The organism is Streptomyces sp. NPDC002032 (assembly GCF_042890765.1).
Classification (GTDB): domain Bacteria; phylum Actinomycetota; class Actinomycetes; order Streptomycetales; family Streptomycetaceae; genus Streptomyces.
Window position 1 is genome coordinate 5,970 of sequence record NZ_JBIASM010000028.1, and the last position, 19,618, is coordinate 25,587.

The window sequence follows — 19,618 nt, forward strand, 5'->3', positions numbered from 1 at the left end:
CTTCGGGCGTCGCTCAAGGAGACCGAACGCCTCCGGCAGCAGAACCAGCAGCTTTCCGCCGCCGCGCGGGAACCGCTGGCGATCGTCGGCATGAGCTGCCGCTACCCCGGCGGCGTACGCAGCCCCGAGGACCTGTGGCGGCTCGTGGACTCCGGGACCGACGGGATCGGCCCCTTCCCCACCGACCGGGGCTGGGACGTCGACGCCCTCTACGGAGGCGACGGCGCGGACTCAGCCACGTACGAGGGCGGCTTCGTCCACGACGCCACCGAGTTCGACCCGGAGTTCTTCGGGATCTCGCCGCGCGAGGCCCTCGCCATGGACCCCCAGCAGCGCCTGCTGCTGGAGGCCTCCTGGGAGGCCGTCGAACGGGCCGGGATCGACCCGGCCTCGCTGCGCGGCAGCCGCACCGGCGTCTTCGCCGGTGCGTCCGCCTCCGGTTACGGGTCCACCCTGCACCACGCCCAGGAGAGCACGGAGGGGTACTTCCTGACCGGCACGGCCGGCAGCGTCGTCTCCGGCCGCGTCTCCTACCTCCTCGGCCTGGAGGGCCCGGCCGTCACGGTCGACACCGCCTGCTCCTCCTCCCTCGTCGCCGTCCACCTCGCCGCCCAGGCGCTGCGCGGCGGCGAGTGCTCGCTCGCCCTCGCGGGCGGCGTCGCCGTCATGGTGACGCCCGGCGCGTTCAGCGAGTTCAGCACCCAGGGCGGCCTCGCCTCCGACGGCCGCTGCAAATCCTTCGCGGCGGCCAGCGACGGCACCGGCTGGTCCGAGGGCGTCGGCGTGCTCCTGCTGGAGCGGCTGTCCGACGCACAGCGCAACGGCCACCGCGTCCTGGGCCTGCTCCGGGGCTCCGCCGTCAACCAGGACGGCGCCAGCAACGGCCTCACCGCCCCCAACGGGCCCTCCCAGCAGCGCGTCATCCAGCAGGCCCTGAACAACGCGGGCCTGACGTACGCGCAGGTCGACGCGGTCGAGGCGCACGGCACCGGCACCGTACTCGGCGACCCGATCGAGGCGCAGGCGCTCCTCGACACGTACGGCCAGGAACGCCACGGCGGCCGACCGCTGTGGCTGGGCTCGCTGAAGTCCAACATCGGCCACAGCCAGGCGGCCTCCGGCGTCGCCGGGCTGATGAAGATGGTCATGGCCCTCCAGCACGGTGTGCTGCCCAAGACCCTCCACGTCGACGCGCCGACCCCGCACGTCGACTGGGCCTCCGGCGCGGTCGAACTGCTCACCGAGGCGCGCCCCTGGCCCGAGACCGGGCAGCCGCGCCGTGCCGCCGTCTCCGCCTTCGGCGTCAGCGGAACCAACGCGCACGCCATCGTCGAGGAGGCCCCGCCGGCCCCCGCCGCCGCCGAGGCCGCCGAACCGGCGGCGGTAGCCGCCCTGCCGGTGCTGCCCTGGGCACTGTCCGGCACGGACGAGACGGCCCTGCGCGCCCAGGCCGCCCGGCTGCTGGACACCCTCTACGGACGCTCCGAGGACGCCGCCGAGGCGCGTCCCCTCGACCTCGCCCATGCGCTGGCCACCACCCGCGCCGCGCTCCACCAGCGGGCCGTCGTCCTCGGCACCGGCCGGGACGACCTCGTCCGCGGACTGGAGGCCCTCGCCGCGGGAGGCACCGCGCCGGGCCTGCTCACCGGCCGCGTCCGGGACGGCCGCACCGCGTTCCTGTTCACGGGGCAGGGTGCGCAGCGGGTGGGGACGGGGCGTGAGCTGTATGCGGCCTTCCCGGTGTTCGCGCAGGCGCTGGATGCGGTGTGTGCGGCGATCGATCCGGAGCTGGGGCGTTCGCTGCGGGAGCTGATGTTCGCGGAGGACTCCGCCGAGCTGGACCGTACGGAGTTCACGCAGCCGGCGTTGTTCGCGATCGAGGTGGCGTTGTTCCGGCTGGTGGAGAGCTGGGGTGTGAAGCCCGATTACCTGCTCGGGCATTCGATCGGTGAGATTGCTGCGGCGCATGTGGCGGGTGTGTTCTCGCTGGCTGATGCGGCGCGGTTGGTGGTGGCGCGTGGCCGGCTGATGCAGGCGCTGCCCGCCGGTGGCGCGATGGTGTCGGTGCGTGCGGCTGAGGCGGAGGTCGCCGAGCTGGTCGCCTCGTACGAGGACGTGAGCATCGCGGCCGTCAACGGGCCGCAGTCCGTGGTGATTTCCGGTGCGGCCGATGCCGTGAGCGAGATCGCGGGTGTGCTCGGCGAGCGCGGTGTGAAGACCAAGCGGCTCACGGTGAGCCATGCGTTCCACTCGCCGCTCATGGACCCCATGCTGGAGGAGTTCCGGCAGGTCGCCGAGGGCCTCACCTACCACGCCCCGGCCATCCCGCTCGTCTCCGACGTCACCGGGCGCACCGCCACCGCGAAGGAACTGCGCGACCCCGCCTACTGGGTGCGGCACGTCAGCGCCGCCGTCCGCTTCGCCGACGGACTCGCCACCCTCCACGACCTGGAAGTCACCCGCTTCCTCGAACTCGGCCCCGACGGCGTGCTGTCGGCGATGGGCGCCGACTGCGTCCCGGACCCGGACGCCCTCTTCGCGCCCGTACTGCGCAAGGGCCGCCCCGAGGCGGAGACCGTGCTCGCCGCCCTGGCCCGCGCGCACGTCGACGGCGCCACCCCCGACTGGGCGGCACTCTTCGCGGGCACCGGTGCCCGGCCCGTGACCCTGCCGACGTACGCCTTCCGGCGCCGCCGCTTCTGGCCGACCCCCGCGCCCGTCGCGGACCCGGCCGCCACCGCCGCCGCCACCGGTGACGAGGCCCGCTTCTGGACGGCCGTCGAGGACGGCGACCTCGCCGGGCTCTCCGCCACCCTCGACGCCGACGACACCACCGGTCCCCTCCTGGGCGAACTGCTGCCCGCGCTCACGCGCTGGCGCCGCGACCGCCGCAGCCGCTCCACCGTCGAGTCCTGGCGCTACGCGGTCACCTGGACGCCGCTGCCGCAGCCCTCCGCCGCCACGGCCGCCACGGCCCCCACCGGCACGTGGCTGCTCGTCGAACCGGCCGCCGGTGCGGAGGCCGCCCGGGCCGACGCCTGCGCCGCCGCCCTCACCGCGCGCGGCGCCGACGTCGTACGGCTGCCCGTCGACTTGGCCGCCGCCGCCGACCGGGCCTCCCTCGCGGCGCGCCTCGACGAGGTGCTGACCGGGGGCCCCGTCGCCGGTGTCCTCTCCCTCCTCGCCCTCGACGAAGCCGCCCACCCCGGCCACCCGGCCCTCCCGGCCGCCGTCCCCGCCACCGTCGCCCTCCTCCAGGCCCTCGGCGACCTCGGCCACCAGGCACCGCTGTGGATCGCCACCCGAGGGGCGGTGGCCACCGGCCGCGCCGACCGGGCCGTCAGCACCGCCCAGGCCGCGCTGTGGGGCCTGGGCCGGGTGATCGGCCTCGAACGGCACCGCCAGTGGGGCGGCCTCGTCGACCTGCCCGAGGTCCTCGACGACCGCTCCGCCGACCGCCTGTGCACCGTCCTCGCCGGTTACGAAGCCTCCGACGGGCAGGGCCGCGAGGACCAGGTCGCCCTGCGCGCCGCCGGTGCCTACGCCCGCCGCCTCACCCGCGTCACCCCCGGTGACCCCGCCGCCGACTGGACCCCGCGCGGCACCGCGCTGATCACCGGCGGGACCGGGGCGCTCGGCGCGCACGTGGCCCGCTGGCTCGCCGCCAACGGCGCCGAGCACCTCGTGCTGACCAGCCGTCGCGGCCCCGACGCGCCCGGCGCCGAAGAGCTGAGCGCCGAACTCACCGCCCTCGGCGCCCGCGTCACCGTAGCGGCGTGCGACGTCACCGACCGCGACGCGCTGGCCGCCGTCATCGACGCCGCGGAAGCCGACGGCCCCGCCGTCCGCACCGTCGTCCACGCCGCCGGCATCGGCCGCGCCACCCTGCTCTCGGCCACCGACGCCGCCGAACTCGCCGACGTCTACACCGCCAAGGTCGCCGGAGCCGTCCACCTCGACGCCCTCTTCGACGCCGACCGGCCGCTCGACGCGTTCGTCCTGTTCTCCTCCATCTCCGGCGTCTGGGGCAGCGGCGGCCAGGCCGGCTACGCCGCCGCCAACGCGCACCTCGACGCCCTCGCACAGCACCGCCGCACCCGCGGCCTGACCGCCACCGCCGTCTCCTGGGGCCCCTGGGCCGAGGGCGGCATGGCGGCGGGAGACGAGGACCGGCTGCGCCGCCAGGGCCTGCCCGTCATGGCCCCCGGCCTCGCCGTCGCCGCCCTGCGGCAGGCACTCGCCGAAGACACCGCCCACACCGCCGTCGCCGACGTCGACTGGGCCGCGTTCGTCCCCGGCTTCACCGCCGCCGGACCCCGCCCGCTGCTCAGCGGCGTCCCCGAGGCGCGCACCGCCCTGGCCGCCGCCACCGGCCCGGCCCGGGACAGCGCCACCGGCGCCCCGGACACCGCCGCCGAACTGCGCCGCACCCTGCTCGCCCGTACCCCCGCCGAACAGTCCCGGCTCCTGGTCGACCTCGTGCGCACCCAGGCCGGCGCCGTCCTCGGCCACGCCTCGCAGGACACCGTCCGCGTCGACCGCGCGTTCCGCGACATGGGCTTCGACTCCCTCACCGCCGTCGAACTGCGCAACCTGCTGGGCGCCGAGACCGGACTCACCCTCCCCGGCACCCTCGTCTTCGACCACCCCACCCCGGCCGCCCTCGCCGAACACCTCCGCGGCGAACTCGTCGCCGACGACGCCGCGGCCTCCGGCGCGGTCACGGCGTCGGAGGCGGCCGGTGCCGGTGCGGGCGATGACGGCCAGGACACCGAGGACGACCTCATCGCCATCGTCGGCATGAGCTGCCGCTACCCCGGCGGCGTGGCGGGCCCCGACGACCTGTGGAGCCTCGTCGCCGAAGGCCGCGACGGCATCACCGCCTTCCCCACCGACCGCGGCTGGGACGTCGAAGCCCTCTACCACCCCGATCCCGACCACCAGGGCACCAGCTACACCCGGCACGGCGGCTTCCTGCCCGGCATCGCCGACTTCGACGCCGACTTCTTCGGCATCTCGCCGCGCGAGGCCCTCGCCATGGACCCCCAGCAGCGGCTGCTGCTGGAGGCCTCCTGGGAAGCGATCGAACGGGCCGGCATCGACCCGGCCTCGCTGCGCGGCAGCCGCACCGGCGTCTTCGCCGGCGGCTCCTCCTCCGGCTACGGCGCCGGAGTGCGCCAGAGCGTCGAGGGCGCCGACGGTCACCTCCTGACCGGCACCGCCACCAGCGTCATGTCCGGCCGGGTCTCCTACGCCCTCGGCCTGGAAGGCCCGGCGGTGACCGTCGACACGGCCTGCTCGTCCTCCCTCGTCGCCCTGCACTGGGCCGCGCAGGCGCTGCGCGGCGGCGAGTGCACGATGGCCCTCGCGGGCGGCGTCGCCGTCATGCCCACCCCCACCGCCTTCGTGGAGTTCTCCCGCCAGCGCGGCCTCGCCGAGGACGGCCGCTGCAAGCCGTTCTCCGCCGACGCGGACGGCACCGGCTGGGGCGAGGGCGTCGGCATGCTCCTGCTGGAGCGGCTCTCCGACGCCCGCGCCCACGGTCACCGGGTCCTGGCGGTCGTCCGGGGCTCCGCCGTCAACCAGGACGGCGCCAGCAACGGCCTCACCGCCCCCAACGGGCCGTCGCAGCAGCGCGTCATCCGCGCGGCCCTCGCCAACGCGGGCCTGACCACCGCCGACGTCGACGCGGTGGAGGCGCACGGCACCGGTACGACGCTGGGCGACCCGATCGAGGCGCAGGCGCTGCTGGCCACGTACGGGCAGGAACGTTCCGGCGACGAGCCGCTGTGGCTCGGCTCCGTCAAGTCCAACATCGGCCACCCGGCCGCCGCCGCCGGTGTGGCCGGCGTGATCAAGATGGTCCAGGCGATGCGCCACGGCGTCCTGCCGCCCACGCTCCACGTCGGCGAGCCCACGCCCCAGGTCGACTGGTCCGCGGGCGCGGTCGAGCTGCTGACCGAGGCGCGCGACTGGCCCGAGACCGGACATCCGCGCCGGGCCGGCGTCTCGTCGTTCGGCATCAGCGGTACGAACGCCCACGTCATCCTGGAGCAGGCTCCGGAGCCGCAACACGACCCCGCTGAGGCCGAGTACGGCGCCGCTCCGGCCGTCGCGCCGCCGGTGGTGCCGGCGGTGCCGTGGGTGGTGTCCGGGCGCACGCCGGAGGCCCTGGCGGCCCAGGCGGGCCGGCTCGCCGCGTTCGCCTCCGGCCGCGGTGCGGAGGTGGCCGCGCCCGAGACCGCGTACGCGCTCACCGCGTCCCGCACCGCCTTCGACCACCGAGCGGTGGTGCTGGGCGCCGGCGGCGGCGACGCCGTCGCCGGGCTGGAGGCCCTGGCGCGCGGCGAGTCCGCGCCGGGTGTGGTGCGCGGTGCGGTGCTCCCGGGTCTGACGGGCTTCCTGTTCACGGGGCAGGGTGCGCAGCGTGCGGGCATGGGGCGCGGGCTGTACGCCGCCTTCCCGGTGTTCGCCGAGGCGCTGGACGCCGTCTGCGCTCACGTCGACCCGGAGCTGGAGAAGCCGCTGCGGGAGGTGATGTTCGCGGAGGGCTCTGGCGGGGAGCTGGACCGTACGGAGTTCACGCAGCCTGCGCTGTTCGCCCTTGAGGTGGCGTTGTTCCGGCTCGTGGAGAGCTGGGGTGTGCGGGCTGACTACCTGCTCGGGCACTCCATTGGTGAGATTGCGGCTGCGCATGTGGCGGGGGTGTTCTCGCTGGCTGATGCGGCGCGGCTGGTCGTGGCGCGTGGCCGGCTGATGCAGGCACTGCCTTCGGGCGGTGCGATGGTGTCGGTGCGTGCGGCTGAGGCGGAGGTGGCCGAGCTGGTCGCCGCGTACGAGGACGTGAGCATCGCGGCTGTGAACGGGCCGCAGTCCGTGGTGATTTCCGGTGCGGCCGATGCCGTGAGTGAGATCGCGGGCGTACTCGGCGAACGCGGGGTGAAGACCAAGCAGCTCACGGTGAGCCATGCCTTCCACTCGCCGCTGATGGATCCGATGCTGGACGAGTTCCGGGCGGTGCTGGAGTCTGTTGAGTTCGCGGCGCCGCGTGTTCCCGTTGTTTCGAACCTGACGGGTGACGTCGCTTCGGCGGCGGAGCTGTGCGCGCCGGAGTACTGGGTGCGGCACGTTCGTGAGGCCGTGCGCTTCGCCGACGGGATGGCCGCCCTGGAGGCCCAGGGCGTGAACCGGTTCATCGAGCTCGGGCCGGACGGGGTGCTGTCCGCGATGGGCGCCGACTGCGTCGACGGCGCCGTGTTCGTCCCCGTGCTCCGCAAGGACCGGGACGAGGCCGACGCCTCCGTCTCCGCGCTCGCCCAGGCCCACGTCCACGGCGCGACCGTCGACTGGACCGCCCTGTTCCCCGGCCTCGACACGGCCGCGGTGCGCCACGTCGAGCTGCCGACGTACGCCTTCCAGCACCAGCGGTACTGGCCCCGGGCCGGAGCCGGTGCGGTCGCCGACGCCGGCGGTCTGGGGCTGAGCCCCGCCGTCCACCCGCTGCTGGGCGCCGCGGTCTCCGTGGCCAGCGGTGACGGAGCACTGCTCACGGGCCGCCTGTCGGTCCGTACGCACCCGTGGCTCGCCGAGCACGAGGTCCTGGGCTCGGTACTGGTACCGGGTACGGCGTTCGTGGAGCTGGCCGTCCGGGCCGGTGACCAGGTGGGTTGTGGTCGGCTGGTGGAGCTGACGATCGAGGCGCCGTTGGTGCTGCCGGAGTCCGGTGGTGTGCAGGTGCAGGTCGTGGTGGGTGCTGCGGATGAGGCTGGTCTGCGGTCGGTGGACTTCTTCTCGCGTTCCGATGCGGCGGAGTTCGATGAGCCGTGGCGGCGTCACGCCTCCGGTGTGGTGGGTTCCGAGGAGCCCGTGGCCGGCATCGACCTGTCGGTGTGGCCTCCGGCGGGTGCGGTCGAGGTGGCGGTGGAGGGTCTGTACGAGGGTCTGGCCGAGGCCGGGTTCGTCTACGGGCCGCTCTTCCGCGGTCTGACGTCGGTCTGGCGCTCGGGTGACGAGGTGTTCGCCGAGGTCGCTCTGCCGGAGGACGCGGCAGGGGAGGCGGCCCGGTTCGGCCTGCACCCCGCGCTGCTCGACGCGGCGCTCCACGCCCTGGTCCTGGCCGACGGCGGCGGCGACACCGCGCCGGAGCAGGGCGGCACCCGCTCGGGCGGCCACCTGCCGTTCGCCTGGTCGGGCGTCTCGCTGCGCGCCTCGGGCGCCTCCCGTCTGCGCGTACGCCTCACCCCGGCGGGCCCGGGCGCGATCTCGCTCGCCGTGGCCGATGGGGCCGGTGATGCGGTGCTGTCGGTGGACTCGCTGGTGCTGCGCCCGGTCGACGGTCAGCTCGCCTCCGCTTCGGCCGGTGGCGTGGACCGGGACTCCCTGTTCCGGCTGGAGTGGACGCCGGTGGACGTCGCCCCGGTCGAGGATGACGGCGGCGCCGTCGTCGTCGACCTGACGTCGTCGGCTGCTGACGGTGAGGTGCCGCAGGCCGCATTGGCCGTCGCCTCGCGTGCTCTGGAGCTGGTGCAGGGCTGGGCCGATGAGGACCGGACGTTGGTTCTGGTGACGCGCGGTGCCGTTGCTGCTGGTGGTGAGCGGGACGTTGCCGATGTGGCCGCGTCCGTGGTGTGGGGTCTGGTGCGTTCCGCACAGTCGGAAGGTGCCGGTCGCTTCGTTCTGGTGGATGTGGACGAGCGTGCCGCGCTGACACCGGAGCTGGTCGCCTCGGTGGTCGCTTCCGGTGAGGCTCAGGTGGCGCTGCGGGGCGGCCACGTGCTGGTGCCCCGTCTCGTCCGGGCGCCTCAGGGCACGACGCCGGAGGCTGGTGCTCTCGGTGCCGGTCCGGTGCTGGTCACCGGTGGTACGGGTGGCCTCGGTGCGGTAGTGGCCCGTCATCTGGTGACCGCGCATGGCGTGCGGGGGCTGGTGCTGGTGAGCCGGCGTGGTGCGGATGCGCCGGGTGCCGAGGCGCTGCGCGGTGAACTGGAGGTGCTGGGCGCGTCCGTGACCGTCGCGGCGTGTGACGTCGCCGACCGGGACGCGCTGGCGGCTCTGCTGGCCGCCCATCCCGTCAAGGGTGTGGTGCATGCGGCGGGTGTGGTGGACGACGGTGTGATGTCGTCCCTGACTCCGGAGCGGCTGGCGTCGGTGCTGCGGGTCAAGGTCGATGCGGCCTGGCACCTCCATGAACTTGCCGGTGATCTGGATGCCTTCGTGCTGTTCTCGTCCGCCGCCGGTGTGCTCGGCAGCGCGGGCCAGGGCAATTACGCGGCCGCTAATTCCTTCCTCGATGCCCTCGCCGCCCACCGCCACCAGCTCGGCCTCCCCGCCACCTCCCTCGCCTGGGGCCCCTGGGCGGAGGGCGGCATGGCCGCCCGCATGGGCCAGGCCGACCTGGACCGGCTCACCCGGGCCGGAATGCCGCCGCTGACCCCGGGGGAGGGCCTGGCCCTGTTCGACGCGAGTACCTCCGCCGACGCGGCAGCACTCCTGCCCATCCGCCTCGACCTCGCGGTCTTGCGGGCTCAGGCCGCTGCGTCCGGCGTGCCCGGACTGCTGCGCGGCCTCGTCCGCGTCCCGGCCCGGCGCACCGCGCGCCGACAGGGTGCCGAGACCGCCCTCGGCCAGCGGCTCGCCGGCCTGCCCGAGGAGGAACAGCGCAAGCTGGTGGCCGAACTGGTACGGGGCAACGTCGCCGACGTGCTCGGCCACGCCTCCGCCTCCCGGATCAGCCTCGACCGCGCCTTCACCGAACTGGGCTTCGACTCGCTGACCGCCGTCGAGCTGCGCAACCGTCTCAACGCGGCCACCGGCCTGCGGCTGCCCGCCACGCTCGTCTTCGACTACCCGACCCCCGAGGCCCTGGTCGACTTCGTCCGGGCGGAGGTCGCCGGAGACCCCGTCGGCAGCGCACCGGCCGCCGTGGCCACCGCTCACGGCCGGGGCTCCGGCCTCGCCGCCGACGAGCCGATCGCCATCGTCGGCATGAGCTGCCGCTACCCGGGCGGCGTGGCGGGCCCCGAGGACCTGTGGCGGCTCGTCGCCGAGGGCGGCGACGGCATCACCGGCTTCCCCACCGACCGCGGCTGGGACCTCGACCGCCTCTTCGACCGGGACCCGGACCGGCCCGGAGCCTCGTACGTCCGCGAAGGCGGGTTCCTGCACGACGCCGCCGCGTTCGACGCGGGCTTCTTCGGGATCTCGCCGCGCGAGGCCCTCGCCATGGACCCGCAGCAGCGCCTCCTGCTCGAAGCCTCGTGGGAGGCCATCGAGTACGCAGGGATCGACCCGGGCGGCCTGCGCGGCAGCGCGACCGGCGTCTTCGCCGGCCTGATGTACCACGACTACGCGGGCCGCCTCGAATCCGTCCCCGAGGGCGTCGAGGGCTACCTGGGCACCGGCAACTCCGGCAGCGTGCTGTCCGGCCGCGTCGCCTACACCCTCGGCCTGGAGGGCCCGGCGGTGACCGTCGACACGGCGTGCTCGTCCTCGCTCGTCGCCCTGCACTGGGCGGCGCAGGCGCTGAGGAACGGCGAGTGCACGATGGCCCTCGCGGGCGGCGTCACCGTCATGGCGAGCCCCTCCACCTTCGTGGAGTTCAGCAAGCAGCGCGGCCTGGCCGAGGACGGCCGCTGCAAGTCCTTCTCCTCCTCCGCCGACGGCACGGGCTGGTCCGAGGGCGTCGGCATGCTCGTCCTGGAACGGCTCTCGGACGCACGGCGCAACGGGCACCAGGTGCTCGCGGTGGTCCGGGGCACGGCCGTCAACCAGGACGGCGCGAGCAACGGCCTCACCGCCCCGAACGGCCCCTCCCAGCAGCGGGTCATCCGCCAGGCCCTCGCCAACGGCGGGCTGTCGGCCGCCGAGGTGGACGTGGTGGAGGCGCACGGCACGGGTACGACGCTGGGCGACCCGATCGAGGCGCAGGCGCTGCTGGCCACGTACGGGCAGGAGCGGGACGGCGACGAGCCGCTCTGGCTCGGTTCGCTGAAGTCCAACATCGGCCACACGCAGGCCGCGGCCGGCGTCGGCGGTGTGATCAAGATGGTCCAGGCGATGCGCCACGGCATCCTCCCCAGGACCCTGCATGTGGACGAGCCGACCCCGCAGGTGGAGTGGTCCGCCGGTGCGGTGGAACTGCTGACGGAGGAGCGGGAGTGGCCGCAGACCGGCCGTCCGCGCCGGGCCGGCGTCTCGTCGTTCGGCATCAGCGGCACCAACGCCCACGTCGTCCTTGAGGAGCCGCCGTCGGCCCCGGCTACGGCTCCCCTGGCCCCGGCACCGGATCCGGAACACGTTCCGGCACAGGTTCCGGCAGCGGCCGTGACCCCGGTGCCGTGGGTGGTGTCCGGCCGCACGCCGGAGGCCCTGGCCGCCCAGGCGGGCCGGCTGGCCGCGTTCGCCGCCGGACAGGGTGCCGAGGTGGCCGCGCCGGACGCCGCGTACGCCTTGGCGACGACGCGTGCGGTGTTCGAGCACCGTGCGGTGGTGCTGGGCGCCGGCGGCGGCGACGCCGTCGCCGGGCTGGAGGCGCTGGCGCGCGGCGAGTCCGCTGCGGGTGTGGTGCGTGGTGCGGTGGTCCCGGGTCTGACGGGCTTCCTGTTCACGGGGCAGGGTGCGCAGCGGGCGGGGATGGGGCGTGAGCTGTACGCGGCCTTCCCGGTGTTCGCGCAGGCGCTGGATGCGGTGTGCGCTCACGTCGATCCGGAGCTGGGGCGTTCGCTGCGGGAGGTGATGTTCGCGGAGGGCGCTGCGGGGGAGCTGGACCGTACGGAGTTCACGCAGCCTGCGCTGTTCGCCCTTGAGGTGGCGTTGTTCCGGCTGGTGGAGAGCTGGGGTGTGAAGCCCGATTACCTGCTCGGGCACTCGATCGGTGAGATTGCGGCTGCGCATGTGGCGGGGGTGTTCTCGCTGGCCGATGCGGCGCGGCTGGTCGTGGCCCGTGGGCGGCTGATGCAGGCGCTGCCCGCCGGTGGCGCGATGGTGTCGGTGCGTGCGGCTGAGGCGGAGGTGGCCGAGCTGGTCGCCGCGTACGAGGGCGTGAGCATCGCGGCCGTGAACGGTCCGCAGTCCGTGGTGATTTCCGGTGCGGCCGATGCCGTCTCCGAGATCGCGGACGTGCTCGGCGGGCGCGGGGTGAAGACCAAGCGGCTGACCGTCAGCCATGCCTTCCACTCGCCGCTCATGGACCCGGTGCTGGACGACTTCCGTACGGTCCTGGAGACCGTCACCTTCGCCGTGCCGAGTGTCTCCGTGGTCTCGAACCTCACGGGTGCTGTCGCCTCGGCGGCGGAGCTGTGCGCGCCGGAGTACTGGGTACGCCACCTCCGCGAGGCGGTCCGCTTCGCTGACGGCATGGCCGCTCTGGAAGCGGAGGGCGTGACCCGGTTCATCGAGCTCGGGCCGGACGGGGCGCTGTCCGCGATGGGCGCCGACTGCGTCGGGGACGGTGTGTTCGCGCCGCTGCTGCGCAAGGACCGGCCCGAGGCGGAGGCCGTCGTCGCCGCCCTGGGACGGGCCCACGCGCACGGCGTGCCGGTCGACTGGGCGGCGTACTTCGCCGGGACCGGCGTCGCAGCCGGCGCGCGCCGGGTGAACCTGCCGACGTACGCCTTCCAGCACCAGCACTACTGGCTGACCTCGCGCGGTGGCTCCGCCAACGTCGCTTCCGCCGGTCTCAGTCCCGCAGTGCACCCGCTGGTGGGCGCTGCGGTCTCCGTGGCCGGTGGCGACGAGGTGCTGCTGACGGGCCGGCTGTCGGTGCAGTCGCACCCGTGGCTGGCGGAGCACGCGGTGGGCGGGACGGTGATCCTGCCGGGTACGGCGTTCGTGGAGCTGGCCGTCCGGGCCGGTGACCAGGTCGGCTGCGGCCGGCTGGTGGAGTTGACGATCGAGGCGCCGTTGGTGCTGCCGGAGTCCGGTGGTGTGCAGGTGCAGGTCGTGGTGGGTGCTGCGGATGAGGCTGGTCTGCGGTCGGTGGACTTCTTCTCGCGGTCCGACGCGGGAGAGTTCGCCGAGCCGTGGGCGCGCCACGCGTCCGGTGTTCTGAGCGCCGAGGCGGACGTGCCGTCGTTCTCGCTGGAGGCGTGGCCTCCGGCGGGTGCGGTCGAGGTGGCGGTGGAGGGTCTGTATGAGGGTCTGGCCGAGGCCGGGTTCGTGTACGGGCCGGTGTTCCGGGGTCTGACGTCGGTGTGGCGTTCGGGTGATGAGGTGTTCGCGGAGGTTGCTCTGCCGGAGGAAGTGGTGGGGGAGGCTGGCCGGTTCGGTCTGCATCCGGCGCTGCTTGATGCGGCTCTGCATGCTCTGGGTGTGGGTGGTTTGCTGCCGGATGAGGGTGCGGGTGGCTGGTTGCCGTTCGCGTGGTCCGGTGTGTCGTTGGTGGCCTCGGGTGCGTCGCGGCTGCGGGTGCGGCTCACGTCGTCGGGTACGGGTGCGGTTTCGCTCGCCGTGGCTGACGGGGCGGGTGATGCGGTGCTGTCGGTGGACTCGCTGGTGCTGCGGCCGGTCGACGGTCAGGTGGCCGCGTCCGGGGGTGTGGAGCGGGACGCGCTGTTCCGGCTGGACTGGACCCCGGCAGCTCTGCCCGCTACCGCTTCCGACGCCGGCGATGAGCACGCCGTGGTGGTCGACCTGACGTCGTCGGCTGCGGATGGTGAGGTGCCGCAGGCTGCTTTGGCTGTCGCGTCGCGGGCCTTGGAGCTGGTGCAGGGCTGGGCTGATGAGGACCGGACGCTGGTTCTGGTCACGTGTGGTGCTGTTGCCACGGGTGAGCTGGATGTTGCCGATGTGGCGGCGTCCGTGGTGTGGGGTCTGGTGCGTTCCGCGCAGTCGGAAGGTGCTGGTCGCTTCGTTCTGGTGGATGTGGAGGAGCGTGCGGCGCTGACGCCGGAGGTGGTCGCTTCGGTGGTTGCCTCGGGTGAGCCGCAGGTGGCCCTGCGGGGTGGCCGGGTGGTGGTGCCCCGTCTCGTCCGGGCGTCGCAGGGCATGCCGGTGGCTGGTGGTTTCGGTGCTGGTCCGGTGCTGGTGACCGGTGGTACGGGTGGTCTGGGTGCGGTGGTGGCCCGTCATCTGGTGACCGCGCACGGCGTGCGGGAGCTGGTGCTGGTGAGCCGGCGCGGTGCGGATGCGCCGGGTGCCGGTGAGCTGCGCGGCGAACTGGAGGCGCTGGGCGCGTCCGTGACCGTCGCGGCGTGTGACGTCGCCGACCGGGAGGCGCTGGCCGCTCTGTTGGCCGCGCATCCGGTCAAGGGCGTCGTCCATGCGGCGGGTGTGGTGGACGACGGTGTGATGTCGTCCCTGACTCCGGAGCGGCTGGCGTCGGTGCTGCGGGTGAAGGTCGATGCGGCCTGGCACCTCCACGAACTTGCCGGTGATCTGGACGCGTTCGTGCTGTTCTCGTCGGCCGCCGGTGTGCTCGGTGGTGCGGGTCAGGGTAATTACGCGGCTGCGAATGCCTTCCTTGACGCTCTCGCCGCGTACCGGCATCAGCGGGATCTGCCCGCGACGTCATTGGCGTGGGGTCTGTGGGAGCAGTCGGCGGGCATGGGTGCTTCGTTGACGGAGGCTGATGTCGAGCGGATGTCGCGCGGTGGTGTGCTGCCGATTCCGGTCGGGACGGGCCTGAGTCTGCTGGACGCGACGGTGGGTGGTGCGGAGCCGGCGTGGGTGCCGGTGCGGCTGGATCTGGGGCGGATGCGGACCCTGGCGGCTTCGGCCGGCGGGGTGGCTCCCGTCTTCCGGAGCCTGATCCCCGCCCCCGCCCGGCGCACCGCCGCCACAGCGGGCGCCAGAGGTGGGCTCGGCAGCCGCCTGGCCGCCCTGCCGCCCGCGCAGCAGCTCGAAGCGGTGGCGGACCTGGTGCGCGCCGATGTCGCGGCGGTGCTCGGCCACGCGTCCCCGCAGGACATCCAGCTCCACCACGCGTTCACCGAGCTCGGCTTCGACTCGCTGACCGCCGTCGAGCTGCGCAACCGTCTCAACGCGGCCACCGGTCTGCGGCTGCCCGCCACGCTCGTCTTCGACTACCCGACGCCGACGGTCCTCGCGGAGTACGTACGCGGCGAGCTCCTCGGCGACGAGGAGACTGCCTCCCCGGCACCGGCGCCCGTTTCGGCGGCCGTCGTCGGCGCGGACGAGCCGATCGCGATCGTCGGCATGAGCTGCCGCTACCCCGGCGGCGTCAGCAGCCCCGAGGACCTGTGGCGACTCGTCGCCGAAGGCGGCGACGGCATCACCGTCTTCCCCACCGACCGCGGCTGGAACGGCGATGCCCTGTACGACCCGGAGGGCGGCCGGGGCGGCGCGACCAGCTACACCCGCGAGGGCGGCTTCCTCGCGCACGTCGGCGAGTTCGACCCGGAGTTCTTCGGGATCTCGCCGCGCGAGGCCCTCGCCATGGACCCGCAGCACCGGCTGCTGCTGGAAACCTCCTGGGAAGCGATCGAACGTGCCGGCATCGCCCCGGTCACGCTGCGCGGCAGCGCGACGGGCGTCTTCACCGGCGTGATGTACAACGACTACGCGTCGCTGCTGGGCGCCAGTGCCGAGGACGCCGCCGGCTACCTCGGCATCGGCACCGCGGGCAGCGTCGCCTCGGGCCGGGTCTCGTACACCTTCGGCTTCGAGGGCCCGGCGGTCACCGTCGACACGGCGTGCTCGTCCTCGCTGGTGGCCCTGCACCTCGCGGCGCAGGCGCTGCGCAGCGGCGAGTGCACCATGGCCCTCGCGGGCGGCGCGACCATCATGTCCACGCCGACCGCGTTCATCGACTTCAGCCGCCAGCAGGGCCTCGCCCCCGACGGCCGCTGCAAGTCCTTCGCGGGCGCCGCGGACGGTACGGGCTGGTCCGAGGGCGTGGGCATGCTGGTGCTGGAGCGGCTGTCGGACGCCGAGCGCAACGGGCACCGCGTGCTGGCCGTCGTCCGCGGTACGGCCGTCAACCAGGACGGTGCCAGCAACGGCCTCACCGCCCCGAACGGCCCCTCCCAGCAGCGCGTCATCCGCCAGGCCCTGGCCAACGCGAAGCTGACCCCCGCCGATGTGGACGTGGTGGAGGCGCACGGCACGGGCACGACGCTGGGCGACCCGATCGAGGCGCAGGCGCTGCTGGCCACGTACGGACAGGAACGTTCCGGCGACGAGCCGCTGTGGCTCGGCTCGCTGAAGTCCAACATCGGCCACACGCAGGCCGCGGCCGGTGTCGGCGGCGTGATCAAGATGGTCATGGCGATGCGGCACGGGGTGCTGCCGCGCACCCTGCACGTGGACGAGCCGTCCCCGCAGATCGACTGGAGCACGGGCGCGGTCGAGCTGCTGACCGAGCAGCGGGACTGGCCCAGCTCCGGGCGCCCGCGCCGCGCGGCCGTGTCCTCGTTCGGCTTCAGCGGTACCAACGCCCACGCCGTCCTGGAGCAGGCCCCGGCCCCGGCGGAGCAGCCCGCGGGCGCGTCCTCCTCCGTGCTCCCGGTCGTCCCCTGGACGATCTCGGGCCGGTCGGAGGCCGCCCTGCGCGCCCAGGCCGCCTCGGTGCGGTCGGCCGTCGCGGCGGACGCGGCCGCGCTGGACGTCGCCCACGCGCTCGGTTCGACGCGTACGGCCTTCGAACACCGGGCGGTCGTGCTCGGCCCGGACCACCGCGCGGCGCTGGATGCGCTGGAGCGGGGTGAGGCGGCCGAGGGGCTGATCCAGGGTGTGGTGACGCCCGGAAAGACCGGTTTCCTGTTCACGGGGCAGGGTGCGCAGCGGGCGGGGATGGGGCGCGAGCTGTATGACGCGTTCCCGGTGTTCGCGCAGGCGCTGGATGCGGTGTGTGCGGCCGTGGATGCGCAGTTGGGGCGGCCGCTGCGGGAGCTGATGTTCGCTGAGGGCTCGGCCGGGGAGCTGGACCGTACCGAGTTCACGCAGCCGGCGTTGTTCGCGATCGAGGTGGCGTTGTTCCGGCTCGTGGAGAGCTGGGGCGTGCAGCCCGATTATCTGCTCGGGCATTCGATCGGTGAGATTGCGGCTGCGCATGTGGCTGGTGTGTTCTCGCTGGCTGATGCGGCGCGGCTGGTCGTGGCGCGTGGCCGGCTGATGCAGGCGCTGCCTGCGGGCGGTGCGATGGTGTCGGTGCGTGCGGCTGAGGCGGAGGTCGCCGAGCTGGTCGCCGCGCACGAGGGCGTGAGCATCGCGGCCGTCAACGGGCCTGCGTCGGTGGTTGTTTCGGGTGCGGCTGATGCCGTGGACGAGATCGCGGGCGTGCTCGCCGGGCGTGGGGTGAAGACGAAGCAGCTGACTGTCAGCCATGCCTTCCACTCGCCGCTCATGGATCCGATGCTTGCCGACTTCCGGGCGGTTCTGGAGTCCGTCGCTTTCGCGGCGCCGTCGATCCCGGTCGTTTCGAATCTGACGGGTGAGGTGGCGTCGGCGGCGGAGCTGTGCGCACCGGAGTACTGGGTGCGCCATGTCCGCGAGGCGGTCCGCTTCGCCGACGGGGTCGCCACCCTGCACCGCCAGGGCGTGGCCCGCTTCGTGGAGCTGGGCCCGGACGGGGTGCTGTCCGCCATGGGTGCCGAGGCGGCAGACGGCGTCGCGCTCTTCGTTCCTGCCCTGCGCAAGGGCCGGCCGGAGACCGAAGCCGTGATGTCGGCCCTCGCCCACGCCCATGTGACGGGTGCGTCGGTGGACTGGCCTGCGTTCTTCGCGGGTTCGGGCGCCGGGCACGTCGAGCTGCCGACGTACGCCTTCCAGCGCGAGCGCTTCTGGCCGCGCAAGGCGACCCCCAAGATCGCCGACGCGGCGGGGCTGGGCCTCGGAGCGGCGGAGCATCCGCTGCTGGGCGCTGCGGTGACCCTCGCGGACGCGGGCGGCGGCTGCCTGTTCACCGGCCGCATCGGCCGGGACAGCCACGCCTGGCTGGCGGAGCACGCGGTGGGCGGGACGGTGATCCTGCCGGGTACGGCGTTCGTGGAGCTGGCCGTCCGGGCCGGTGACCAGGTCGGCTGCGGCCGGCTGGTGGAGCTGACGATCGAGGCGCCGCTGGTGCTGCCGGAGTCCGGTGGTGTGCAGGTGCAGGTCGTGGTGGGTGCTGCGGATGAGGCCGGTCTGCGGTCGGTGGACTTCTTCTCGCGTTCCGACGCGGCGGAGTTCGATGAGCCGTGGCGGCGTCACGCCTCCGGTGTGGTGGGTTCCGAGGGGCCCGTGGCCGGCATCGACCTGTCAGTGTGGCCTCCGGCGGGTGCGGTCGAGGTGGCGGTGGAGGGTCTGTACGAGGGGCTGGCCGAGGCCGGGTTCGTGTATGGGCCGGTGTTCCGGGGTCTGACGTCGGTCTGGCGCTCGGGTGACGAGGTGTTCGCCGAGGTCGCTCTGCCGGAGGACGCGGCAGGGGAGGCTGGCCGGTTCGGTCTGCATCCGGCGCTGCTTGATGCGGCTCTGCACGCTCTGGGTGTGGGTGGTTTGCTGCCGGATGAGGGTGCGGGTGGCTGGTTGCCGTTCGCGTGGTCCGGTGTGTCGTTGGTGGCCTCGGGTGCGTCGCGGCTGCGGGTGCGGCTCACGTCGTCGGGTACGGGTGCGGTTTCGCTCGCCGTGGCCGATGGGGCGGGTGATGCGGTGCTGTCGGTGGACTCGCTGGTGCTGCGGCCGGTCGACGGTCAGGTGGCCGCGTCCGGGGGTCTGGAGCGGGACGCGCTGTTCCGGCTGGACTGGACCCCTGCGGTCATACCGGCGGCGGATGTTGCCGACGCGGAAGATGCCGTGGTGGTCGACCTGACCTCGTCGGCTGCTGACGGCGAGGTGCCGCAGGCCGCGTTCGCCGTGGCCTCGCGTGCTCTGGAGCTGGTGCAGGGCTGGGCCGATGAGGACCGGACGTTGGTTCTTGTGACGCGCGGTGCCGTTGCTGCTGGTGGTGAGACGGATGTCGCCGATGTGGCGGCGTCTGTGGTGTGGGGTCTGGTGCGTTCCGCGCAGTCGGAGGGCGCGGGCCGGTTCGTGCTGGTGGACGTCGATGAGCGTGCGGCGCTGACGCCGGAGGTGGTCGCTTCGGTGGTTGCCTCGGGTGAGCCGCAGATCGCGCTTCGTGCGGGTCGGGTACTGGTGCCCCGTCTCGTCCGGGCGTCTCAGGTCATGCCGCCGGTGGCTGGTGGTTTCGGCGCTGGTCCGGTGCTGGTGACCGGTGGTACGGGTGGTCTGGGTGCGGTGGTGGCCCGGCATCTCGTGACCGTGCACGGGGTGCGGGGGCTGGTGCTGGTGAGTCGGCGCGGTGCGGATGCGCCGGGTGCCGGAGAGCTGCGTGGTGAGCTGGAGGCGCTGGGCGCGTCCGTGACCGTCGCGGCGTGTGACGTTGCCGACCGGGAGGCGCTGGCGGCTCTGCTGGCCGCCCATCCGGTCAAGGGTGTGGTCCATGCGGCGGGTGTGGTGGACGACGGCACCATCGCCTCGCTGACCCCCGACCGGCTGGCGTCGGTGCTGCAGGCCAAGGTCGATGCGGCCTGGCACCTCCACGAGCTGACCGCCGGCCAGGATCTGGACGCGTTCGTGCTGTTCTCGTCCGCCGCCGGCGTGCTCGGTGGTGCGGGTCAGGGTAATTACGCGGCTGCGAATGCCTTCCTTGACGCTCTCGCCGCGTACCGGCATCAGCGGGATC

General features: G+C 73.9%; 1 pseudogene (running past one end of the window). It reads left to right on the top strand.

The annotated features are described in order from the left end of the window. Window positions 1-19,618: pseudogene (locus ACFYYT_RS34645) on the top strand (type I polyketide synthase); its annotated part runs 8,483 nt beyond the window's last position; the annotation flags it as partial.